General features: G+C 40.3%; 23 protein-coding genes. 11 read left to right on the top strand and 12 right to left on the bottom strand.

All coding sequences use genetic code 11. The annotated features are described in order from the left end of the window. Positions 1 to 23: 23 nt before the first annotated feature. The 5 genes from tig to AACM45_RS06575 form a co-directional block, all read right to left on the bottom strand. Complete coding sequence (gene tig, locus AACM45_RS06595; RefSeq protein WP_339141546.1) at positions 24 to 1346, bottom strand: trigger factor; 1323 nt, start codon at positions 1344 to 1346, stop codon at positions 24 to 26. 97 nt (positions 1347 to 1443) lie between these two features. Further along, the gene (locus tag AACM45_RS06590) at positions 1444 to 1794 is read right to left on the bottom strand and encodes a phage holin family protein (RefSeq protein WP_339141545.1); all 351 of its coding nucleotides are present in this window, start codon (positions 1792 to 1794) and stop codon (positions 1444 to 1446) included. Positions 1795 to 1862: 68 nt separating this feature from the next. Beyond that, positions 1863 to 3446, bottom strand: coding sequence for a G-D-S-L family lipolytic protein (locus AACM45_RS06585; protein WP_339141543.1), 1584 nt, complete (start codon positions 3444 to 3446; stop codon positions 1863 to 1865). Positions 3447 to 3570: 124 nt separating this feature from the next. Further along, a complete protein-coding gene (locus AACM45_RS06580; RefSeq protein ID WP_339141542.1) occupies positions 3571 to 4341 on the bottom strand; it encodes an alpha/beta fold hydrolase in 771 nt (256 codons plus the stop codon). Further along, positions 4341 to 5054: a pyridoxine 5'-phosphate synthase gene (locus tag AACM45_RS06575; protein ID WP_339141541.1), complete on the bottom strand. Its 714-nt coding sequence runs from the start codon at positions 5052 to 5054 to the stop codon at positions 4341 to 4343. Before AACM45_RS06575 ends, AACM45_RS06580 begins: the two co-directional genes overlap by 1 nt. Before the next feature lie 88 nt (positions 5055 to 5142). On the opposite strand from AACM45_RS06575, the gene AACM45_RS06570 reads away from it, so the two are divergent. The 8 genes from AACM45_RS06570 (at position 5143) to murI (ending at position 13359) form a co-directional block, all read left to right on the top strand. Then, the gene (locus AACM45_RS06570) at positions 5143 to 5799 is read left to right on the top strand and encodes a CBS domain-containing protein (protein WP_339141539.1); all 657 of its coding nucleotides are present in this window, start codon (positions 5143 to 5145) and stop codon (positions 5797 to 5799) included. 65 nt (positions 5800 to 5864) lie between these two features. Next, positions 5865 to 6740, top strand: coding sequence for an NAD kinase (locus AACM45_RS06565; RefSeq protein WP_339141538.1), 876 nt, complete (start codon positions 5865 to 5867; stop codon positions 6738 to 6740). A gap of 195 nt (positions 6741 to 6935) precedes the next feature. Next, positions 6936 to 7619, top strand: coding sequence for a type IX secretion system protein PorG (porG, locus tag AACM45_RS06560; protein ID WP_339141537.1), 684 nt, complete (start codon positions 6936 to 6938; stop codon positions 7617 to 7619). A 3-nt stretch (positions 7620 to 7622) separates the two neighbouring features. Next, the gene (locus tag AACM45_RS06555) at positions 7623 to 8363 is read left to right on the top strand and encodes an isoprenyl transferase (protein WP_339141536.1); all 741 of its coding nucleotides are present in this window, start codon (positions 7623 to 7625) and stop codon (positions 8361 to 8363) included. After that, positions 8335 to 11010 (top strand): BamA/OMP85 family outer membrane protein, encoded by a 2676-nt coding sequence (locus AACM45_RS06550; RefSeq protein ID WP_339141535.1) that lies wholly within the window; start codon positions 8335 to 8337, stop codon positions 11008 to 11010. The genes AACM45_RS06555 and AACM45_RS06550 overlap by 29 nt, the downstream gene beginning before the upstream one ends. A 102-nt stretch (positions 11011 to 11112) precedes the next feature. Then, positions 11113 to 11949, top strand: coding sequence for an OmpH family outer membrane protein (locus AACM45_RS06545; protein ID WP_339141534.1), 837 nt, complete (start codon positions 11113 to 11115; stop codon positions 11947 to 11949). A 51-nt stretch (positions 11950 to 12000) separates the two neighbouring features. Continuing rightward, entirely contained in the window at positions 12001 to 12510 is a 510-nt protein-coding gene (locus AACM45_RS06540; protein WP_339141533.1) for an OmpH family outer membrane protein, read from the top strand. Positions 12511 to 12576: 66 nt separating this feature from the next. Beyond that, positions 12577 to 13359, top strand: coding sequence for a glutamate racemase (gene murI / locus AACM45_RS06535; RefSeq protein ID WP_339141532.1), 783 nt, complete (start codon positions 12577 to 12579; stop codon positions 13357 to 13359). Here the strand turns inward: murI and AACM45_RS06530 are convergent. Together AACM45_RS06530 and AACM45_RS06525 are read right to left on the bottom strand one after the other, a co-directional pair. Further along, positions 13356 to 13853 carry a dihydrofolate reductase gene (locus AACM45_RS06530; RefSeq protein WP_339141531.1) on the bottom strand — a complete coding sequence of 166 codons (498 nt, stop codon included), beginning with the start codon at positions 13851 to 13853 and terminating at the stop codon, positions 13356 to 13358. The two genes, murI and AACM45_RS06530, sit on opposite strands and share 4 nt — an antisense overlap. Then, complete coding sequence (locus tag AACM45_RS06525; RefSeq protein WP_339141530.1) at positions 13850 to 14239, bottom strand: 2TM domain-containing protein; 390 nt, start codon at positions 14237 to 14239, stop codon at positions 13850 to 13852. The genes AACM45_RS06530 and AACM45_RS06525 overlap by 4 nt, the downstream gene beginning before the upstream one ends. Positions 14240 to 14290: 51 nt before the next feature. On the opposite strand from AACM45_RS06525, the gene AACM45_RS06520 reads away from it, so the two are divergent. Together AACM45_RS06520 and AACM45_RS06515 are read left to right on the top strand one after the other, a co-directional pair. Further along, positions 14291 to 15376, top strand: coding sequence for an aminotransferase class V-fold PLP-dependent enzyme (locus AACM45_RS06520; RefSeq protein WP_339141528.1), 1086 nt, complete (start codon positions 14291 to 14293; stop codon positions 15374 to 15376). Between the two features lie 155 nt (positions 15377 to 15531). Further along, positions 15532 to 15828, top strand: a complete 297-nt coding sequence (locus AACM45_RS06515) for an isoamylase early set domain-containing protein (protein ID WP_339141527.1) — start codon at positions 15532 to 15534, stop codon at positions 15826 to 15828. Positions 15829 to 15855: 27 nt separating this feature from the next. Here AACM45_RS06515 and AACM45_RS06510 read toward each other — a convergent pair whose 3' ends face one another. The 5 genes from AACM45_RS06510 to AACM45_RS06490 form a co-directional block, all read right to left on the bottom strand. Next, positions 15856 to 16137: a DUF427 domain-containing protein gene (locus AACM45_RS06510; RefSeq protein ID WP_339141526.1), complete on the bottom strand. Its 282-nt coding sequence runs from the start codon at positions 16135 to 16137 to the stop codon at positions 15856 to 15858. Position 16138: 1 nt separating this feature from the next. Then, on the bottom strand, positions 16139 to 17107 hold the full coding sequence (locus AACM45_RS06505; protein ID WP_339141525.1) for an L-histidine N(alpha)-methyltransferase: 969 nt from the start codon (positions 17105 to 17107) through the stop codon (positions 16139 to 16141). A gap of 16 nt (positions 17108 to 17123) precedes the next feature. Then, on the bottom strand, positions 17124 to 18284 hold the full coding sequence (gene egtB, locus AACM45_RS06500; protein WP_339141523.1) for an ergothioneine biosynthesis protein EgtB: 1161 nt from the start codon (positions 18282 to 18284) through the stop codon (positions 17124 to 17126). A 62-nt stretch (positions 18285 to 18346) separates the two neighbouring features. Continuing rightward, complete coding sequence (locus AACM45_RS06495; RefSeq protein ID WP_339141522.1) at positions 18347 to 19840, bottom strand: sensor histidine kinase; 1494 nt, start codon at positions 19838 to 19840, stop codon at positions 18347 to 18349. Further along, on the bottom strand, positions 19837 to 20541 hold the full coding sequence (locus tag AACM45_RS06490) for a response regulator transcription factor (RefSeq protein ID WP_339141521.1): 705 nt from the start codon (positions 20539 to 20541) through the stop codon (positions 19837 to 19839). Before AACM45_RS06490 ends, AACM45_RS06495 begins: the two co-directional genes overlap by 4 nt. 225 nt (positions 20542 to 20766) lie before the next feature. Here AACM45_RS06490 and AACM45_RS06485 point away from each other — a divergent pair, with 225 nt between their 5' ends. Further along, positions 20767 to 22512, top strand: coding sequence for a hypothetical protein (locus AACM45_RS06485; RefSeq protein WP_339141519.1), 1746 nt, complete (start codon positions 20767 to 20769; stop codon positions 22510 to 22512). Positions 22513 to 22538 lie beyond the last annotated feature (26 nt).

Here is a 22538-nt window from a genome sequence, read left to right as displayed (position 1 = left end):
AAAGATACATATTATTTGGTACGCTATCCGTAAACCTCTTTTACAAAGTTCTCATAACTGATTTCCTTTACCTTTAAATTTGCCTTCTCTTTATAGAGGTTAAGCAGTTTTTGGCTCATCAATTGTTCAGACATTCGTTTCACCTCATCTTGATTGCCCATCACCCGTGCCGCTATGTTTTCAAGTTCTTCCTCTTGGGGATCCAAATGACCGTATTGGGCCATTTGTGATTTGATGAAACCTTTGGCGAATTCCTTCAATTCATCAAATTGGACTTGCAGATCATTTTCGTTAATCAGTTTTCCCTCAATAAGTTGGTAGCGCAATCCTTTTTCAGATTTTTCAAACTCTTCTTTGGCCTCATCTTCACTTAACGGGTTCTCCCCACTGACCTGTATCCATTTTTGAAGAAAATCGGTTGGCAGGTCGAACTTGGTATCAGCGATCAATTTCTCGGTAATATCATTGAGTAATTTTTGATCGGCCTGTTGCTCAAACTGCTTCTCTGAATCTTCCTTGATCTTATCCTTTAATTCTTTTTCAGAAGTTACGGTATCTTTTCCAAAAAGTTTGTCAAAAAGTTCTTGGTCTAATTTGGCCGGTTGCCGCTCATTGATTTCCTCGATAGTGAAATCAACTTCGATATTCAATTTCTCGGCTTTTTCCTTATCCAAGCCCAAAGCTGCAGAAAGCAGGTAATCTTCTTTGAAAAGCCCTTTTGTTTTTAAAGAAACGGTTTCACCGACTTTTTTACCAACCAGACTTTCTATGGCCTTTTTACTTTTTATTTTGTCGAGCTCTACGGTCGTCTTATGGTCTATTTCCTCATCTTCGTTCTTAAACGTACCACTGACTTCATAATTTTTTGCCACTTCGGTCTTCGAAACGATTTTACCGTATTGTTTTTGAATACGTTCAACTTGCTCGTCTACCATCTTTTTGTCTGCAACGATTTTGTATTGGGTAATGGCCTTTTTCGTTTTCAACTGCACATCGAAGGCGGGTGCCAATCCCAATTCAAATTCAAAGGCAAGTTCATCGGCATCCCAATTAAAACTTTCTTGTTGTTTTGGTAGTGGATTTCCGAGAACGTCCAGTTTTTCTTCGGTAAGGTATTTGTTCAGATTGTCTTGAAGCAGTTTGTTTACCTCATCTACCAATACCGCTTTACCATATTGTTTTTTGATCAGGCCCATAGGTACTTGGCCTTTTCTAAAGCCTGGTATGTTAGCTTGTTTTCTGTAATCTTTTAAAATAGTGTCAACCTTTTCTTTATAGTCATCTTTGGTGATGGCTACTTTTACAACGGCATTAAGGTCGTCAATCTGTTCTTTTGTAATATTCATCTATACTTGATTTGCTTTGCTCAAAAACGGGAGGCAAAAATACTATATTTTCCATTGCTCGACAACTTTTTAATTAGTTGTAAATCAATTGAAAAACTTACTTCTTTTTATCTTCTTTTAAGATGGAAAATAAAATGGATTGTAAAAAGGACAATAGCAGGCTGAAAACAATGGCCCACAATACACTTTGCACCTCAAAACCTGTAACAAAATAGTCTGCAAGTAATATGATTATCGCATTGATAACCAGTAGAAAAAGCCCAAAAGTCACTAAGGTTACGGGTAAAGTTAGAATGACCAAAACTGGCTTGACCAAAAAATTCAAAAGGCCTAAGACCAAGGCGACAACGATTGCGGTAACATAAGAATCCACCCCTATACCAGGTAGTAATTTTGCCAATAGTACTACGGCCAATGCACTTAAAAGAATTCTTAGAATGAACTTCATCAATTTTTTTTTGAAAGAAAAAGGCATCGTTAAAACGATGCCTTTAAGATACTAATTTTAATTTTTTATTATTGAAGATATAATCCAGTAAATTCAAGTGGATTGACACCGGGTAGGTTAGAACCGTATTTGGCATTGATGGCTTCTACAAAGGCATTGGCCAAAATGGCGTAACCCCTTGGTGATGGATGAACACCGTCGAGGGAAAAACCACCTCCAGTACCGAAATCAGCATTAACTACACTACCGTCGGCCAAGGTGAATCCAGACACGCCTAATTCTATTAAAAGGGAATTGGCATCAACAATCGCAATATCGAATTGTGATGCAAGTCCTGCAATTGCTTCGTTGTAAGCGAGTACGGTAGCATTGACCTCCGCCTGTTCAGCAGGGGTAAGCACCCATCTGTCCTCCAAGGGAAAAGTAATTCCATTAACCGCCAGCTGTCCGGCTTGTTCTGCGGGCAATCCAAGTTGTTGCAATGTTGCGAACGCATCGGTATTCAGTTGGGCAATTGCCGTTTGACTCGTGAGAACCAACAAATCATCCGCTGTTGCCTGTCGGGCTTGTCCGTAAAGAAAGCCAAGTACGGCAGCTGTGCCGGCATCGGTGCCAACGGCTTGTAGGGTTTGTGTAATTTGTACTGAGAGATCGGCAAGGCTTTCATCCTTTATGATAACTGCACTTGCTGCGTCCGTAGCGAATTCAATCCGTCTTTCTGGCACTTGAAGGGCGTCGAAGACTTGGTTCAATCCAGCAAATTGTGCATTCAATGTTGCTATTTGTGGTCCAAAATCAGGATTTGTCGGGTCTAGCGGATTAAAAGGCACTGTTGTTAAAAATGGTATTGTACTTACATCAGGAATATTGGCAATCACCCCTTTGGCGCCATTGGCCGTCAATGTCTGTAAAATGGCCTGGATTGATCCAGCCACCACGTTGGGATCGGAAATATCACTACCACCGTAGGTGCTTGGGTCTAGATTGCCCAATTGGTTCACGCCATCCCCACCGGCAGTGGCGTAGCCAAGAATATCATTGTTCCCAATCCATAAAGTGAAAAAGCTTGGGTTCTGTGCAGCTGCATCGGCCAGTATCGTAGTATTCGGACTAGAGGCAAATCGTGCAAAATATGGATTTGCCAGCCCGGCCGCAACACCGGCAACATTACCATAGCCAGGTGCAAGAAGATGAAAACTTTTAGCCCCAGGAACCCCCATATTATTGAAAGAACCAGAAAGTACATTTGAGATTTCAGTGGTTCCCTGACCTTGTACGGGAACAGGTGCCGGTGAACCGCTTGCAAAAGATAGGATAAGACGGTTACCCAAAATCTGTTGGCCGCCCAAAGTAGCCCCACCTAAATTATCGGCCATAAAAGGAATATTGAATTCACCACCGCCGGCAAGTGCAAAATTAGAGGCCAACATGTTTGGAAAGGAGGCTGTTTGGCCATCTACAAAAAGGGCCGCGTCTGAGAACCCTGCAGTTAGCGAGTTGCCTAGGGAAACATAATTGGAAAAATCTGCGGTACCACTGGTGAAGACTACAGGCTCTTCGTTCATCATTTCGTCATCTACGATGGGGTCGTCATCAGAACAGGAGACTACAAACAGTCCTAAAAAGCCTGTTAGGGCGAGGAACTTTTTCATATTAAAATTAATTTGAGTTAGTTTAATTTCATCTACACGGTATTGCCAAAACTAGAAGAAAATTACCATACAAGCAATAAATGCGGCAAAAAAATTATGCATGCATAATAAATAGAGGTGAAATTTAGGAATTCAAAAATTCCATTGTTTTAGAGAAAAAAGCTTTTGGGTTTTCGGCATGCAACCAATGACCGGCATTTGCGATTGTTTCAAGGGAAGCTTTCGGGAAATGCCTTTTTATATGCCCAAAGTCATTAAGAAGTATGTATTCTGACCTACTACCCCTTAAAAACAAGGTGTCTCCTTCATAAGAATCCATGGCATCGATAGTAGCCCCGATTTCTTCCATTTTATCTTTTAAAACGGCAAGGTTGAAGCGTAGGGCAAGTTTGTTTTTCTCTTTCCAATACAGGTTTTTCAATAGAAACTGACGTATGCCAAAATCGGTCAAATACTTACTCAATTGTTCGTCTGTTTCCTTGCGGCTTGATAAGGTTCCAAAATCAAAGTTCAAGAGGGCATTGATAATCCCTTGATGGTGTGGGGGATAGAATTTCGGTGCGATATCGGCAATGATGAGTTTTGATACCTTATCGGGGTAACTACAGGCGAATTGCATGGCCGTCTTACCGCCCATGGAGTGCCCTAAGATAGCCGCTTCAGGTATTTGGTGGAAGGTCATATAGGTATTGACGTCCCCGGCCAGAAATTGATAATCAAAGTCTGGTGAATGAAAGCTCTTACCATGGTTGCGTTGGTCGATCAGGTGTACTTGATACCCCTTTTCAGTATATTGGTTACCTAGTGTTTTCCAATTATCGGACATACCAAGGAACCCATGGAGAATGAGTAGTGGGCGACCGTGTCCTAAAATTTTTGAATGCAGTACTTCCATTAACCTAAACGATGTAAATACATATTGACAACATTTTCGAGTCCTAAATAGAGTGATTCACATATCAGGGCGTGTCCTATGGAGACCTCTAAAAGGTCGGGTATACGATCACTGAAATATTTGATATTGTCAAGACTTAGGTCATGGCCCGCATTGACGCCTAAATCCATTTCCCTTGCTTTGTTCGCTGCGGTGATAAAGGGTTGGATGGCTTCGGACCTTTTCTCAAAATAATGCTGTGCAAAACTTTCGGTGTAGAGTTCTATCCTATCGGTTCCGGTATATGCCGCCCCCTCTACCATTGCCACATCTGGATCTACAAAAATCGAGGTGCGGATTCCGTTCGATTTAAAAGTTTGGATGGTTTCCTTCAGAAAGGCCTTATGTTTTATCGTATCCCATCCCGAGTTTGAGGTAATGGCATCTTCTGCATCGGGCACCAGGGTTACCTGGGTCGGTTTAACTTCAAGTACCAAATCGATAAATTTAGGTATGGGATTTCCCTCGATATTGAATTCGGTGCTTACCACGCCCTTCAAATCGCGTGCATCTTGATAACGGATATGTCGTTCGTCAGGCCTAGGATGAATCGTTATTCCTTGTGCGCCAAAAGCCTCAATATCCTTGGTTGCTTTTATAAGGTCGGGTACATTACCACCCCGTGAGTTCCGTAAGGTGGCCAGTTTATTAATATTGACGCTTAGTTTTGTCATGGTATTTTTACGCTAATTTCCCAAAAATACAAATTAGGCACGCCTTTTGCGCTATATAAATTCGTATTTTGCACAAGATATCAGAACTATGCAGATCCAAAATCAAATCATAAAAACACTACCGGTTTTTGAAGTCAAGGAGACGTTGAAAAAGCCCATGGTATTTTTCGAAGAGACCACGTTCTCCCATGTCGCCGTCGTTGAAGATGGTATTTTCATCGGGCTTCTCTCTGAGGATGACCATGATTGTTTTGAGGCAAAAAAGAAAATTGATGGGTTTAGGTATGATTTGGAATCTTTTCATGTAACTCCGGAAACGTCGTGGTTGGACGTGTTGGAAAAATTTGCCCGAAACGAGGCCAACATCCTACCCATTTTAGATGACGCCAATAGGGTCATGGGGTATTATGACCTTAATGATATCGTTTCCGTATTCATAGGAACCCCATTTTTTACCGAACCAGGGGGTATTTTAGTGGTCTCAAAAGGTATAAAGGATTATTCCTTTAGTGAGATAGCCCAGATCGTAGAGAGCAATAACAACAAATTACTGGGTGCTTTCATTACCGAAAGTTTCAATGATATCGTACAAGTGACCCTTAAAATAAATGCATCTAATTTAAATGAGGTAATACAGACCTTTAGAAGGTACAATTACACGATTTTATTTGGTAATAACGATGATCAGTTTTTAGAAGACTTGAAGCAACGCTCCGATTACCTTAAAAAGTATTTGAATGTTTAGCGGTTCTAAAACAATCCTTTTCTTGGTGTCAAAAATTCTGTTGGTTTAAAATTAAATAGGAACAAATGAAAGTTGCCGTCTATGGTCAATCTTTTCAAGACCATGATATTGTTTGTGTTTACGAGCTTTTGGATGAATTGGAAAAGGTGGGGGCCGAAGTGGTCTTAGAAGAGTCGTTCATGGAATTCATGACCGAAAAGGAAAAAGTGTACCCAACCTTTTCAAACTCATATGGTTTAGATGGTTCTTTTGATATGTTCGTAAGTTTCGGGGGTGATGGTACCATGCTAAGGGCAGTTACCTATGTCAAAGATTTGGGGATTCCCATCGTTGGTGTGAATACCGGGCGATTGGGCTTTTTGTCCACTTTCAAAAAAGAAGACGTTCGTAAAGTGGTAACCGAGTTTGTGGCAGGGGCGTACCATATTGAAGAGCGAAGTTTGGTTGAAATATGTTTGGATAATGGTTTTAGTGAGATCGATGATATGAATTTCGCACTCAACGAAATTACCGTAAGCAGAAAAGATACTACTTCCATGATTACGGTTGAAACCTATTTAAACGAAGAATACCTGACCTCTTACTGGGCAGATGGTTTAATTGTGTCTACCCCAACAGGATCTACAGGGTATTCACTGAGTTGTGGCGGTCCTGTCATCGCCCCAACTACAAAGTCATTGGTATTGACACCTATAGCCCCCCACAATCTAAATGCGCGTCCCTTTGTGATTTCAGACGATACCAAAATTCGGTTGAAAGTCTCAGGGCGTGAAGAAAATCACTTAGTTTCCCTTGATTCGCGAATAGCCGTAATACCCAATGAAAAAGAGATTGTCATTCAAAAATCAAGTTTCACGGTGAAAATGATCGTGTATAAATCAGAAAGCTTTCTTAAAACACTACGTAATAAATTGTTATGGGGTCAAGACAAACGCAATTGACTTTTTCTAAACAATAAATCAACCTAAATACTGTTTTACAAAGAGAACATAATATGATGCTGTTTGCCGTATGGCAAATTGTTATCTACTACTACGAACCAGTTCTTGTCACCTGATCTTTGTCGAGAATCTGTAAGCTAATAGTAAAGATAACAACCCGCACCGTACCGATAGAAACTAATGGAACATAAACAGATGAGAGTATATATTGTAGCCTTTTTGTTCACAATATATGGTCTGAATGCACAGACTTACGAAATTGGCGTATTTGCCGGAGGAACCAACAATATCGGCGATGTGGGCAGAACAAATTTCATTTTGCCATCGGGGCCTGCCTTTGGTGCTTTGTTCAAATGGAACAAAAGCAAAAGATATGCCTGGCGGGCAAGTATATTCAAGGGCAACTTTACGGCCGATGATTCGAAGAGCAGCATGCCTTCTAGGCAGCAAAGGGGTTACTTTGTTGAAAACTCGGTGTTGGAATACTCTTTGGGTCTTGAATTTAATTTTGTCGAGTATAACCTACATAAGCTCGGGCCGGCATTTACACCTTATTTATATACCGGTGTTACCTATTTCAGATATGATTTTAACTATATTGATGCACAACAAGTTCAGGATATTAACCAAAAAGATGGTAGTTTCGCGATTCCGATGACGGTTGGGGCCAAATATCGTTTAAGTCGTGTGTTGATTTTGGGTGCTGAGATAGGTGCTCGCTATACGTTTACTGATAATCTGGATGCTAGTAATCCTGAAGGTTCCAATTTTGAATCGTTTAGATTTGGTAATATCTTAAGTGATGACTGGTATGTTTTTTCAGGCATCACCTTAACATATACCTTTGGCCGTAAACCGTGCCAAGATTGTTTTGAATGACAAATGAACGACCTAGCAGACATTGATCAAGAAAGAATGCCGCGACATATCGCCATAATTATGGATGGCAACGGTAGGTGGGCCAAACAACGTGGTAAATTAAGGGTTTTTGGTCATCAAAATGGGGTAGACGCAGTTAGAAGAACCGTTGAAAATTGTGCGAAGCACAAGATTGATTACCTAACCCTATACGCTTTCTCCACTGAAAATTGGAATAGACCGAAATTAGAGATACAGACCTTAATGAAGATTTTGGTCACTTCATTGCGAAAAGAACTCAAGACTTTTACAGAGAACAACATTAAACTGAATGCAATAGGCAATATCAATGCCTTGCCCAGAAAAGCGGCCGAAGAGCTTATGGAGGTCATGCAAAAAACACAAAACAATACCGGTATGACCCTTACCTTGGCCTTGAGCTATGGTTCTAGGGAAGAACTCAGAACGGCAATACAGGCCATAAGTACCAAAGTTAAAAATAATATAATTTCAACTGAAGATATTGACGATACGATTATTAATACCCATCTTTACACGCATGACCTGCCAGATGTAGACCTGCTCATTCGAACTAGTGGAGAGCACAGGATAAGCAATTTTTTACTTTGGCAAATAGCGTATGCCGAATTATATTTTATTGACGTATTTTGGCCCGATTTTAGTGAGCAACATTTGGTAGAGGCAATTATCAATTACCAGAATAGAGAACGACGATTTGGAAAAACTAGCGAACAACTCAGTTAAGAGGTTTAAAACAACTACTTCATACCATTTATTTCTACTTTTATTTTTAACGATTTTCAAAGTGTCCTTCTCACAAGAGACTGCCCTTGAATCTGGTGAAAATTATATTTTGGGTGGTTTAGAGGTTACGGGTCTTCAGAGTTACAATGAACAAACCGTAAAAACCTACACCGGATTAAGGATTGGGCAGCCGATAACCGTTCCGGGTGAGGAAATCAGCGCGGTGATCAAAAAACTTTGGAGTCTAGAACTGTTCACTGATGTGGCGATGTATCAAACCAAGATAGAAGGGGATAAGATTTTTCTTGAATTGAATATTCTTGAGCGGCCCACTTTGACGAATGTTACCGTTTACGGTATTAAAAAGCGCAAGGTTCAGGCTATTTTAAACGATACCGATCTTAAAAAAGGAAAGAAGATTACGGAAAGCCTTATCGCGAATACAAAAGCATATCTCGAAAACAAGTATAGAAAGCAAGGCTATCTGAATGCGAAGGCAACCATTGCAACAGCTAAGGATACCGTTGGTGTTAACAGCGAGAGCATGGTCATCAACGTCAAAAAAGGCGATAAGGTAAAGATCAAGGATATCGTTTTTGAAGGTAACGAGAAACTATCAAGCAAGAGGCTTAAAAAGGCCTTGAAAAATACAAAAAAGAAAAAATTCTATCGTTTTTGGAAGAAATCAAAATATATTGAAGACGATTATAAAGAGGATCTTTCCAACCTTATAGATGCTTATGCCGAAAGGGGATATCGCGATGCACGTATTCTCTCTGACACCTTTGTCAAGGTAGATGAGAACAATATCAAACTGGCCCTGAAATTAGAAGAGGGTAATAAGTATTATTTTGGCGACATCAATTTCGTAGGTAATTCAGTATATACCGACCAATTACTTAGCCGTGTTTTGGGCATAAAAAAGGGCGATACCTATAATGGGGTATTATTGAAAGAACGTATCGCCGACGATAGTAAACCCGATGCCAATGACATTACGAACCTATATCAAAATAATGGATATCTTTTTTCCAATATCAACCCTGTTGAAATTGCCGCAGCCAATGATACCATTGATTTTGAAATACGGATTATAGAAGGTAAGGAAACGTTCTTAAACCGGGTTGAGGTAGTAGGTAACGACAAAACGAACGATCATGTCATCTTTAGGGAATTAAGGACCAAGCCTGGACAAAAATACAGCAAGGATAATATCGTTAGGAGTATTCGTGAATTGGGCCAGTTGGGCTTTTTTGACGCGGAACAGATTACACCCGACATTCAAAATCCGGACCCAAACGAAGGTACGGTAGATATAAAGTACAGTTTGGTAGAAGCCGGTTCAAGCCAAATTGAACTTCAAGGCGGCTTTGGAGGGGGCGGATTTATCGGCACCCTGGGGCTCTCATTCAATAATTTTTCGCTACAGAATATATTCAAGGGAGAGGCATATAAGCCGGTACCAATGGGCGATGGTCAAACTTTTGCGCTGCGCTTACAGGCCAGTAGGACATTTAGGGTGTACAGCCTAAATTTTTCAGAACCATGGCTGGGAGGTAAAAAACCGGTAAGATTGAACTTATCGTTCTCTAGAACACAACAATTCAGAACGCAGTTTGATAATCAAGGTAGGATAGATGTCGACAGAGATCAGGGGTTCTCGATAACCGGGGTGACCGCCGGTATCGCCAAAAGGGTGCAATGGCCAGATGATTTCTTTACCATTTCACACGCCGTGGGCTATCAATTGTATGATTTTAATAATTTTAATGCCGGTCTGTTCAATTTTGGAAATGGGTCTTCAAACTCCCTTACCTATACCTTGGGAATTTCAAGAAACTCACAAGGTCCGAGTAGAATTTATCCCACCTCAGGTTCTAACTTTGAAATTACCGCAAAGTTCACTCCTCCCTTTTCTTTATTTACCAACAGGGATTTTAAAGCGATAAGTAACGAGATTGATGAAATCAGCGAGCGCCTCTTTGAGATCGGGGTTAATCCTGCTTCTGTTGAAGAACAGCAAGAGTTTCAAACCTTACAAGGTGATCTTGAAAGACTTGAGGAAGAACGGTTCAAATGGCTTGAATATTATAAAGTCAAGTTTAGGGGGGACTGGTATACGACGTTAGTCGATAAATTGGTACTTAGAACCAACGCCGAGTTTGGTTTTCTAGGTAATTACAACAACGATATCGGCAATGTACCCTTCGAACGCTTTTTTGTTGGTGGTGATGGCCTTGGTAATTTTACCCTTGATGGTAGGGATATTATTCAGCTACGGGGTTATGACAATAGTTCGCTTACCCCATTCAGTGCCAATCCTATTTCTGGTAACCTAGAGCAAGATGGAGGCGTTATTTATAATAAATTCTCGATGGAATTGAGATATCCCTTGACCCTTAAACCTTCAGCATCCATATATGTGCAAAGTTTTCTAGAGGCCGGTAATGCGTTTAACAATTTTACTGATTTTAATCCGTTTCAGTTAAAGAGATCAGCTGGAGTGGGGCTACGTATTTTTATGCCAGCTTTTGGACTTTTGGGAATTGATTTTGGTTATGGCTTCGACGAAGACCTTAGACCACAATCAATAGGTGCCGGCCCAAGCGGATGGCAAACCCACTTCATAATTGGTCAACAGTTTTAATCAAAATGGAATATTTGTCAATTTTTAAATAACTAACTTATTCATTTTAAGTTTTTTATGTATTTTGGCACGATATTTTCTATGTAATTGACGGATTTAGAAATGAAGACAAAAAGCCTAGTATTAAGCATCGTTTTGCTAGTATGTGTAAATGGTTTTGCCCAAAGAGGGGTAAGAATAGGATATGTTGATATGGAATATATTCTTGAAAATGTAGAAGAGTATCGTGACGCTACGACACAATTGAATACCAAAGCCGAGAAGTGGAAAAAAGAGATCGAGCTTAAATTGAGTACCGTCGAGCAAATGAAGAAAGACTTGATGGCCGAGAAAGTATTATTGACCGATGAGTTGATAGCGGAACGTCAAGAAGAGATCCAAATTTTAGAAACAGAGGTTTTTGATTACCAACAAGACCGATTTGGCCCGCAAGGGGATCTGGTACTTCAAAAGAAACTATTGGTACAGCCAATTCAAGACCAGGTTTTCGTTGAGGTACAAAAGATAGGAAAGAATAAAAAGTATGATTTTATTTTCGATAGATCGGCAGATGTCGTAATGTTGTACTCTGAAAAAAGGCATGATATCAGCGACCTGATTTTAAGGGAGATAGCACGAACTAGAAAGGTGAGTAAATCAAACAAGGATAGAAAACTGGCCAATAAGTTGAAAGACTTTCAAGAGCAGGAAGCTGAAGAGAACAAAGAAATAAGTGAAGCCTTAAAAGAACGGCAAGAGAAGGCAAGTTCAGATAAAGAGGTCAGGGCAAAAGCAGCAGCCGATAGAAAAGCCGAACAGCTTCGTTTGCGTGAAGAAAGAAAAAAGGCTTATGAAGAACGTAGAAAAAAGTTGTTGGAAGAACGGGAGGCCAAAAGAAAAGCCAAACAAGACCAACGAAAAAAGGAAACTGAAACTGTTAAGGATTCAACAAATCAATAATAAGAACTAAACACTAAAATTTAACACTCAAATTAAAAGTTAATTAGAATTATGAAAAATGTTAAGAAGATTGTTGTAGCTATCGCGCTTTTTGCGGCAACCACCGGTTTTGTAAATGCGCAAAGTAAAGTTGCCCATATCAATGTAACGGAGCTTTTACAACAAATGCCAGAGATGATTACAGCACAGGCAGAATTGAAGAAATTACAAGAAACCTACAGGGCCGATTTGCAAGGTTCAATGACCGAATTCCAAAATAAGGCTACACAATATCAAAATGAATCTACAGCAAAGTCAAGGGAAGAAAATGAAAAGAGGGCTTTAGAACTGCAAGAAATCCAAAAGAATATTGAAGGGGCAGAGCAAGCAGCATTGCAAGAAATGCAGAAAAAACAAGCGGAGCTTTTTGCACCGATCACCGAAAAAGCCAAAGCTGCCATTGAAAAGGTTGCAGCAGCACAAGGCTTTGATTATGTTCTTGATGCTTCGCAGGGCGGAGGACTGATTGTTTCTAAGGGTAAAGATTTATTACCAGAGGTGAAAGTAGAGCTAGGCTTTTAGAGCATAATTACCGATAAAATAATTAAAGACCGCCCCGTAACACAGGGCGGTTTTTTATAGTTGAATATGAACGGTCCGATTGGCATTTTTGATTCTGGGGTAGGGGGCACCTCTATTTGGAAAGAGGTACACCAAATGCTGCCCAATGAACGGACCATCTATTTGGCAGACAGTAAAAATGCCCCATACGGGGAAAAGCCAAAAGAAGCGATTCTTCAATTGTGTATAAAAAACACGGAATTCTTACTTGGCCAGGGCAGTAAGATCATCGTTGTGGCCTGCAATACGGCAACTACAAATGCTATTGATTATTTGAGGTCAACCTATAAGGTGCCATTTATTGGTATTGAACCCGCGATTAAACCTGCTGCGCTCCACACCAAAACAAAAAGAATAGGTGTCTTGGCAACTAAAGGAACCTTATCTAGTCAGCTTTTTCATAATACCTCAAAACTACATGCCCAAGGAATCCAGATTGTGGAACAAGAAGGCACTGGTTTGGTAGAGTTGATTGAAGCAGGAAAACTGGAATCTGAAGAAATGGGCGACCTGCTTTATGATTACGTAAAACCCATGTTAAAAGCCGATATCGACTGTTTGGTATTGGGGTGCACCCATTATCCGTATCTAATTCCCATACTGCGAGGGCTTCTTCCCGAGACTGTGCAGATTATTGATTCAGGCGAGGCTGTAGCGAGACGGACCAAAGCAATACTTCTTAAAAATAAGCTTCAGAATACGGAAACAGGTTTAAAACGTAAGAACCAGTTTTATTCCAATACCGATAGCACCGTTTTAAAATCTTTGCTGGGTGATGGCAGGCACGAGATTGCTTATTTAGACTTTTAAACTTCCTTACGTTTATAGGTAAGGTAAGAGAAATCAAACTGATGGCGTTCATCTTTCGGGTGGTATTCTTCATTGACCACCTCCCATACCGTCAAATCAATTTTTGGAAAAAAAGTGTCGGCCTCAAATTCTGCATGTATCCTTGTTAACTCTATTTTGGTAGCCAACGACATAGCTTGTTCGTAAATTTGGCCCCCACCAATAATAAATGCTGCATTGTCATTTTCGGTATAGGCAATGGCATCCTTTAAAGAATGTTTCAATACACAATCAAACTTGGCTTTGTAGTTTTTGTCACGGGTAACTACAATGTGTTCACGATTTGGTAGCGCCTTCGGAAAACTTTCCAAGGTTTTTCGACCCATGATAATTTTGTGGCCAGAAGTCAACAGTTTGAATCGTTTAAAGTCATCTGGTAAATGCCAGGGCAGATCATTATCGATACCCAAAGCATTATTTTCACCCGCGGCTGCTATAATGATAAGTTCGGTCACTCCACTTTTTTTTTATTGATTTTTGAAATAGGAAAATCGGTCGCTATCTCTTTTTGTATTTCTGCAATTCGTTGTTTTTGTTTGGCGACCAATTTTTCACGTTGCTTTCTTTCCCACTCCTTCCCCATAAATTGATGCGTGACAAAAACATTGAAAACATGGATTACAAAAAAGAAGGCCCAAGCCGTTATTGCCCAAATAAACCAGTCATATTGTTCTTGGAATTTCAAGATTTTATTAATGAGCACCAAAAAAACACTGCCTATCAAGAAAATCACAAAGTGTGAAAACAATCGCTTTTTCTGTCGCACGCGCTGTTGTGCATTTTCAAGAAGCTCATGTTGTTCTATGTCGACATCACTTTTTGTTTTACGCTTAAAGAACATTTGTAGTTATCTTTAACAACAAAGATAAGAGATTGCCAAGAACACCTTAAGATGCAAAACGAAAGAAAAAAATTTCCTTTGATCAGCCAATGTATTTATGCCAATACGGCCGCTACGGGGCTTCTGTCAGAAGATTTGTTGGAGTGGCGTCAAGAACATGACTTGGATTATTTGATAGGCGGCAGTACGATGAAGATGAAGTCGAATAAAATGCATTCTGAGACTAGAACCGTTATTGGTGGCTTTTTTAACTGTCCGGTGGATAATGTGGCCTTAGTACCCAATTTTACCATTGGTTTAAATCTACTTTTAGAAGGTTTGGATAAAAAGGAAAAGGTTTTGGTGTTAGATGGTGATTACCCTTCACTTACCTGGCCTTTTGAAAGTAGGGGTTTTGAAACCTCGGTCGTTGAAATAACCTCGAACCTTGAAGAACGTATTTATGAGGCTATTAAGGCAAATAATAGTACCGTTTTGGCTTTGAGTATCGTACAATGGCTTGATGGAATGAGAATTGATTTATCCTTTTTAAAGCAATTAAAAGCTGAGTTCCCAGAATTATTGATCATTGCGGACGGAACACAATACCTGGGCACTACCAACTTCGATTTTTCGAATTCGGCATTGGACATTATTGGCGCAAGCGGTTATAAGTGGTTATTGGCCGGCTATGGCAATGGACTGCTTTTGACAAAAGAACATGCACAACAACGTTTTAAGTTATTGGCCAAGGGATACGGTTCTGGGCGAAACACCATTGAATACGAACAGCAACGAACATTTTGTAAGCACTTAGAACCCGGGCACCTCGATTCCTTAAGTTTCGGAAGCCTTCGGTTTTCCCTTGAATATTTGCAGGGTTTAGGGATGGACACTATGGAGGCCAAACTTGACGAATTGTCAGAAAGGGCAAAAATAGGTTTCGCTGAACTAGGGCTTTTAACGGATAAGGTGGTATCAAGAAAACAACACGGTACCATCTTCAATATCGTGGCAAATGATGCAGTTTATAACCTTCTTTTGAAAAATAATATCGTCTGCTCGCAACGAGGCGACGGAATTCGCCTTAGTTTTCACTTTTACAACACGTTAGAGGAAATCGATGCTATCATAAAAATTCTTAAAAAAAAGAATTAATTTAAAGTTTGCCAGAAATTACGACTAATTTTTTAGCAAAGTGAATACTTTATCATCGGTATTTTATCAAAATGATAAATCGTACATAACCTATTGACTGTTAATGCATTTATATATTGCTTTGCTGAGAATTTTAACGTGAAAATTAATTTACCATGGCAATAAAAAAACAATACCTAAAAAGTAAGCCGGTTTGTAAAGTTACCTTTACCGTACCAGCAGAAGAAGCAAAAAAAGTAGCTGTCGTTGGAGATTTCAATAACTGGAACCCAAAAGGTAGCACCCTTAAAAAGTTAAAGAACGGAACCTTCAAAGGCACTATTGAGCTTCCAAAAGAGAATGTTTATGAGTTCCGATACTTGGTCGACAACGACTACGTGAACGAAACAGAAGCTGATCGTTATCAGTGGAATGATTATGCCGGTGCCGAGAACGCCGTTCTTGAGGTATAATGACAAACAATGACCATTGGGGAATTTCTATTCCTCAATGGTTACCCCTTTCCAAAAAGCGATTTTTCCCTTTATATTCCGCGCCAACTCACTGGTTTCAGGGTAAAACCAGGCGGCATCCTTGTTTTCTTTTCCTTCAACATGCAACGTATAATATGAGGCAACACCTTTCCAAGGACAGGTGGTATGCGTTTCACTCGCTTTGAAATATTCTTTTTTGATACTTTCTTCAGGAAAATAATGATTGTTCTCAATAACTACGGTCTCATTGCTTTCAGCAATTACCGTATTGTTCCAAATGGCTTTCATCTTATTCTTTTTTAAATATATAATTCTTATAATAGGCCCGGTCATCACTGAATTGCGCATGTATTTTTAAGCCTGCTTCCTTGGCCAACCAGCCCACTACCTTGTCGTCATATTTTTGTGAAATTTCGGTATGAATGGTTTCCCAGGCATCCAATGTAATGTTAAGTTCCAGCTTTTTTATGTAAACCTCTTGTGCTTGTTTGGCGACCAAGTAACTTTTTGCGGTGCCACTTTCGGGATCGTACACTTCCCAGTGAAGATAGTTGTCCAAATCAAAGTTACCATCAAGTTCTTTATTGATCCTGGTCAAGACATTCTTGTTGAACGCTTCGGTAATGCCACTATCGTCATTGTAGGCATTCAATACGGTCTGGGGATTTTTCTTTTGATCGAAACCCATAAATATCAAGTCGTCTTCATGAATTACGGCTTTTAATTGCCTTAAGAAATCAATAGCTTGCGGATGCAATAAATTACCGATGTTCGAGCCCAAAAATAGAATGACCTTTTTTTTGGAATGCTCTTCGGCAATATCTTTTAAGGTGTCAAAATAGGTGCCCTGTATGGTGTTCACGACAACCTTAGGCAGTTCATGTTGTATAGATCTTTGCAGTTGGTCTAAGGCATTTTGGCTAATGTCTATAGGTCGATAATCAAATTCGATTTGGTTCTCGGTAAAATGTTTTAGTAAAATTTTGGTTTTTTTGCCATCACCCGCCCCTAATTCAAATAAACTAAAAGGCGCATTATGTTCTGAAAAAGCTTTTGTAATCGCCGATTTGTGTTTTTGTAAAATGGCAAACTCACAATCGGTCAAATAGTATTCTGGCATGGCCATGATGTCTTGAAAAAGGCTGTCCCCAATCGCATCATAAAAATATTTGGAGGATAAATATTTGGGAAAGGCCGTGAGACCTTCATATACCTCTTGCTCAAAAGGGGTTTTTTTGGTAATCGTTTTTTCTTGCATGAATGATATGTAGTGATTATTTGGCCAACCGCAATCCGGTGAACTGCCATCTTAGATTGGGTTGAAAAAAGTTTCTATAGGTAGGTCGCGTATGCTTGGTAGGTGTTGCCACAGAACCGCCACGAAGCACTTTTTGATTAACCATGAACTTACCGTTGTATTCGCCTAGGGCACCATCGGCTTTTTGATAATCGGGGTAGGGTAGATAGGCACTTTCCGTCCATTCCCATCGTTTTCCCCATTTAAAGTGGTCTTGCGCAACCTCCCATTCAAATTCAGTGGGTAGTCGGTAACCTTTCCATTGTGAGAAGGCATAAGCCTCGAAATAAGAAATATGGGTAACGGGTGCATCTAAATTAATTTTTTGGAGACCCATTAAGGTATAATGATGCCATTCATTGGCAATCGAATGCCAGTACATGGGTTGGGTGATATTGTTTTGGTTGATCCAATCCCATCCTTCCGCATGCCACAGATCATGTCTTTGGTAACCGTTTGCCTGAATAAAGGCTACGTATTCACCATTGGTAACCAACTTGTTCGATATTTCAAAATCATGAAGGTATACCTTGTGGCGACCTAGCTCATTGTCATAGCAGAATTCTTGCGTACTGTGGCCAATGTCATAAACACCTTCCCTAACGCCCACCCATTCTTGTTGGTGGTCTTCTACGACATGTTCTTCAAAGGTTTCTGCGTATGCGGGCAACAAAGGGTTATTGCCCAGTATGTACTTAATATCGGTTATTAAAAGCTCTTGATGCTGCTTTTCGTGATGAATACCGATTTCCAATAAATCAAAAAGTGCTTTTGGCTGATGCCCTTCGAATAGTTTTGAAATGTTCTTGGTGACATAGTCTCGGTATTCATATACTTTTTCGACCGACGGGCGACTCATGTTACCACGGTCAGAACGAACGACGCGCTTGCCAACAGTTTCGTAATAACTATTAAAGACAAACGAAAAATTGGGATCATAAATGGTGTAGTCCTTTGCGTGGGGTTTTAAGATAAACTCCTCAAAAAACCATGTGGTATGCCCTAAATGCCATTTAGGGGGGCTTACATCAACAACAGGTTGTACTACGTAATCTTCGGTTTCAAGGGGTTCGCAAATCTGCTCTGATTTTTTTCGGGTCTCTATAAAGAAATCCAAGAGCGAATCTGTAAGGGTCATAAAAGCGATTTTACCTTAAAGATAGTGAAATACCACTTTTGAAATGATTTTATGGCATTTTCTTAAGCTATGTTGTAAACCGGAAGACTGAAACTAAAAGTGGTTCCTTCATTCGGTATACTGAATACACGTATTTTAGAATTGTGTAGTTCCATTATTTTTTTGACAATGGCCAGGCCTAGGCCTGCCCCTTCTTTTTGTTTACCCGTTTTTGTTTTGCGGTAACGTTCAAAAATCAAAGCTTGGTTTTCTTGTAAAATGCCGGGGCCGGAATCTTTTATGGCAATTTCAACATTGGTTTGATAAGGCCTTATTTCAACGGTAACCTCCCCATTTTCGGGGGTGAATTTTAGGGCGTTGTCCATTAAGTTCTGAATGGCCCGTTCTACCAATGAAATGTCGGCAAATACCAAGGGTATCCCCTCATCCATTTCCAGTTTTAAGTCGATGTTTTTTTGATGCGCCAATACCTGATAGTTTCGATGTACGTCGTTCGCCAATTCACTGATGAGAAAAGGTTCGGGTTTGGGTTCGATTTGATTGGCTTCCAACTTCGAATATTCAAATAATTGTGTAATCAATTTGGAAAGACGTTCGCCACTGGAATTTATGATTTTCAGATAATCGGAACGTTCTTCTTGGGTGAGTTCAGCGTCTTTCATCTGAAGGGTCTCAATATACCCTTGAATAATGGCCAAGGGTGTTCGAAGATCATGCGATATGTTTGCGATCAACTCACGTCGCAGGGCCTCTAGGGATTTTATTTGTTCCATATCGTTCAAAATGGTCTCAGCCATGGCGTTATAGGTCGTAGTTACACCTGCCAAATCACTTTTTTCGGCATTTTGAATGCGGTAGCGCAGATCGCCCTGTTGAAAACGTTTTGCGGCGTACACCAATTCGCGCAAATTCTTGGTTAGGTACCATACCGATAATGCCCCCAAAATTGCAGCAAATAACAGTGTTACCAATAAGGTGCCAAAGCCTAGTTTCAAAACATAACTCCCGAACAAAAGCTCCCTCGTATTTAGATATTCCTCACCTGCAAGAATGATATAGATATAACCTTCAGTACCACCTTTGTTGAATTTTGCCGCTGAGAACACTTGCTTATTCTGCGTATTCTTTGGGTCATCACCTAGAATATAACCTTTTCCGTTTAAAGCGATAAATTCATTGATGGGTTTGAGGGAAACCTTTTTTTGATTGGTCTGCGGGGCATCATGATCAAGAACCACTGAATATTGCACATAACCTTCCATATCCAACAAGTATACCTCTATGGCCCTGTTAACCGCCATCATATCGTGCATGATATCACCAAATAGGGCTTTGTTTACCGTGCCAGCACTGTCTATGGGGCTCTGGTCAACAAACTTTTCTTCAATCAGGTCTTTTGCCAAATTTGAATGCAACCGTTGTGTCGTCTCGTAAAAATAGTTGTTCGATAAATAGATGGTGGCAATGGTATACCCTAGCCCGGCCAATATCAAAATCGCCACAAATGACGATACCAATTTTTTGATCAATGTATTCGATAGTATAGCGGTACTCATAACTCTTCATTGAATTTATACCCCACGCCCCAAGTAGTCAAAATAAATGTAGGGTTACCCATATCAGGTTCTATTTTTGAGCGAAGTCGATTGATATGCGAATTCACGGTATGCTCATAACCTTTAAAATCATACCCCCAGATTAAATTCAATAGCTTGGTACGATCATAACTTTTTCCGGCATTGGAAGAAAGTAATACCAATAACTCGAATTCTTTTGGGGATAGCTCTACTTTTTGTCCACTTAGCATCACCTTTCGCATTTCGATATCTATGGATAGATTTTCGAACTGAAGTATTTTATGGCTCGCGATATTGGTTCCTGATTTTTCGGTCATCTTTTGCCTTCTGAAAATGGCCTTGACCCGGGCAATGAATTCGCGTACGCTAAAAGGTTTGGTAAGGTAATCGTCTGCACCTACCTCTAGTCCGAGCACTTTATCGATTTCTTCAGACTTTGCGGTCAACATGATGATAGGTGATTTTATGTTATTGGCCCGAATTTTTTGACAAACCTCAATACCATCCATTTCAGGTAACATAATATCAAGTATGATCAAATCGGGCCTCAATTCAATGGCCTTTTGTAATCCATTGACACCACTTGTGGCAGAACCAACATCACAGTGTAAATCCTTTAGATGTATCTCCAACAAGTGGATGATCTCAAGGTCATCTTCAATGATCAATACGTTTTTCATCAGCAACGAAATAAAAGGTAAACTATCACGAAAAGTTCACAGTAGGGGTTAAACGATACCCGTATCGCAGCCATAAAGTAACCTAAAGTGTCTAATTCTGATATCAAAAAATAAAAATATTATATAAATAGCTGATAATCAATTGGTAAAAAAAGTTGAATTTTCTGTGATACTTCTGTTACAGCTTCACGGTTTCTTTAGCTAAAATTTAAAACACTAGAAACAATGCACAACTTTAAAACGATTTTACTACTATTTACCTTCACGGCCCTTCTGTTGGGTTGCGAAGACGACGATGATGCCGACAACACCCCTTTGGTGTTGAATGCAGGAACCTTATCTGGTGGGCCTTTTACTTTTGCGGTCGATGGGCAACCTGATATGGTGAGCGGTGTTACCTTAGATGCTTCAAGCCTGACCGGTAGCATTCAAAATTTTGTGATTACAGATGATGAAAGAAATATTTTAGGGCTACCACCTACCTTAGAAGCTGTAGAAGGTGTTGATTTTGATGAAGCCGGTACCGGCGCATGCTACATTTATCATATTACCTATGAAATGGGGTTGACCGGTTTGGACGCTGGTTCAAATTTAGATGGCCTATCGGGTGAATTTGCCCTTTCTAATTTTTTGGTCGTCAATAGAAATGCACTCAATGCAGGAATGTTGGTCGGAGGACCGTTTGACTTTTTAGTGGATGGAATGCCAGACATGGTCAATGGGATCACTTTAAATGATGCCGAGTTGAACGGTGAAGTCCAGTCTTATGTGATAACGGATGACGAACGAAATATTTTGGGGCTCCCACCCACTTTAGAGGCAGTGGAAGGTGTTGATTTCGATGGTGCGGGAGTTGGGTCGTGCTATATTTACCATATTACCTATTCTGGAAGTTTAACCGGATTTGAAATGGGGGAAAACCTGGATAATCTGTCCGGCAATTTTAGTCTGTCAAACTTTATCGTAGTTGAGCGGAATAGATTGAATGGTGGTGTGCTTTCGGGTGGGCCGTATGAATTTACCGTAGATGGTATGCCTGATATGGCAACGGGGTTAGAACTGGATGCCTCTGAGGTAACGGGTTCTAATCAAGGTTTTGTGATAACCGATGCTGATTTGAACATTTTAGGGCTGCCCCCAACCATAGAAGCGGCACGAGGGGTGGATTTTGATGAGGCAGGCGTTGGCGTATGTTTAATTTGGCATATTACTTATGAAGATGGTATTGTAGGTTTGGAAGCTGGTGGCAATGCCGGAAATCTAGAAGGTTTCTTTGCACTTTCAAACTCGATTACGGTAACCAGAAATGGATTAAATGGTGGTGTGCTTTCGGGTGGGCCGTATGAATTTACCGTCGATGGTATGCCTGATATGGCAACAGGGTTGGAGCTGGATGCCACTGCTGTAACCGGTTCTAACCAAGGTTTTGTGATAACCGATACCGATTTGAACATTTTAGGATTACCTCCTACGATAGAAGCCGCACGGGGCGTAGATTTTGATGCCGCCGGAGCGGGGGTATGTCTAATTTGGCATATTACCTATGAAGATGGTTTGACCGGATTGATGGCAGGTGAAAACGTTGCCGATTTAGAAGGTTTTTACGGACTGTCAAATTCCATAACCGTAACCAGAAACCCGTTGGATGCCGGTATGCTTTCAGGCGGTCCTTTCACCTTTACGGTCGACGGCACCCCCGATATGGTAAGTGGTATTACACTTGACGCCACCAATCTAAACGGTTCTAACCAAACTTTTGTCATCACCGATGATTCGGGTAATATCTTAGGATTGCCACCCACCATGGCTGCCGTGATGGGCGTTGATTTTGATGCTGCTGGTGTAGGGGTGTGCTATATTTGGCACCTAACCTATGAAGATGGTCTAATGGGACTGGCTATGGGGCAAAACGCCAATGACCTGGACGGATTTTTTGACCTTTCTAATTTTATAACGGTCACAAGGGAATGAGTTTTTGAAAAAGAAAATTCAGTATT

The sequence above is a fragment of the Croceitalea sp. MTPC5 genome (genome assembly GCF_036985505.1).
GTDB lineage: Bacteria > Bacteroidota > Bacteroidia > Flavobacteriales > Flavobacteriaceae > Croceitalea.
The sequence above is the reverse complement of the archived record's forward strand: the minus strand, read 5'-3'. Positions and strand labels throughout refer to the sequence as shown.

Coding starts and splice junctions, on each gene's coding strand:
- tig (WP_339141546.1), bottom strand. CDS start 1,346: ATGAATATTACAAAAGAACAGATTGACGACCTTAATGCCGTTGTAAAA.
- AACM45_RS06590 (WP_339141545.1), bottom strand. CDS start 1,794: ATGAAGTTCATTCTAAGAATTCTTTTAAGTGCATTGGCCGTAGTACTA.
- AACM45_RS06585 (WP_339141543.1), bottom strand. CDS start 3,446: ATGAAAAAGTTCCTCGCCCTAACAGGCTTTTTAGGACTGTTTGTAGTC.
- AACM45_RS06580 (WP_339141542.1), bottom strand. CDS start 4,341: ATGGAAGTACTGCATTCAAAAATTTTAGGACACGGTCGCCCACTACTC.
- AACM45_RS06575 (WP_339141541.1), bottom strand. CDS start 5,054: ATGACAAAACTAAGCGTCAATATTAATAAACTGGCCACCTTACGGAAC.
- AACM45_RS06570 (WP_339141539.1), top strand. CDS start 5,143: ATGCAGATCCAAAATCAAATCATAAAAACACTACCGGTTTTTGAAGTC.
- AACM45_RS06565 (WP_339141538.1), top strand. CDS start 5,865: ATGAAAGTTGCCGTCTATGGTCAATCTTTTCAAGACCATGATATTGTT.
- porG (WP_339141537.1), top strand. CDS start 6,936: ATGAGAGTATATATTGTAGCCTTTTTGTTCACAATATATGGTCTGAAT.
- AACM45_RS06555 (WP_339141536.1), top strand. CDS start 7,623: ATGAACGACCTAGCAGACATTGATCAAGAAAGAATGCCGCGACATATC.
- AACM45_RS06545 (WP_339141534.1), top strand. CDS start 11,113: ATGAAGACAAAAAGCCTAGTATTAAGCATCGTTTTGCTAGTATGTGTA.
- AACM45_RS06540 (WP_339141533.1), top strand. CDS start 12,001: ATGAAAAATGTTAAGAAGATTGTTGTAGCTATCGCGCTTTTTGCGGCA.
- murI (WP_339141532.1), top strand. CDS start 12,577: ATGAACGGTCCGATTGGCATTTTTGATTCTGGGGTAGGGGGCACCTCT.
- AACM45_RS06525 (WP_339141530.1), bottom strand. CDS start 14,239: ATGTTCTTTAAGCGTAAAACAAAAAGTGATGTCGACATAGAACAACAT.
- AACM45_RS06520 (WP_339141528.1), top strand. CDS start 14,291: ATGCAAAACGAAAGAAAAAAATTTCCTTTGATCAGCCAATGTATTTAT.
- AACM45_RS06515 (WP_339141527.1), top strand. CDS start 15,532: ATGGCAATAAAAAAACAATACCTAAAAAGTAAGCCGGTTTGTAAAGTT.
- AACM45_RS06510 (WP_339141526.1), bottom strand. CDS start 16,137: ATGAAAGCCATTTGGAACAATACGGTAATTGCTGAAAGCAATGAGACC.
- AACM45_RS06505 (WP_339141525.1), bottom strand. CDS start 17,107: ATGCAAGAAAAAACGATTACCAAAAAAACCCCTTTTGAGCAAGAGGTA.
- egtB (WP_339141523.1), bottom strand. CDS start 18,284: ATGACCCTTACAGATTCGCTCTTGGATTTCTTTATAGAGACCCGAAAA.
- AACM45_RS06495 (WP_339141522.1), bottom strand. CDS start 19,840: ATGAGTACCGCTATACTATCGAATACATTGATCAAAAAATTGGTATCG.
- AACM45_RS06490 (WP_339141521.1), bottom strand. CDS start 20,541: ATGAAAAACGTATTGATCATTGAAGATGACCTTGAGATCATCCACTTG.
- AACM45_RS06485 (WP_339141519.1), top strand. CDS start 20,767: ATGCACAACTTTAAAACGATTTTACTACTATTTACCTTCACGGCCCTT.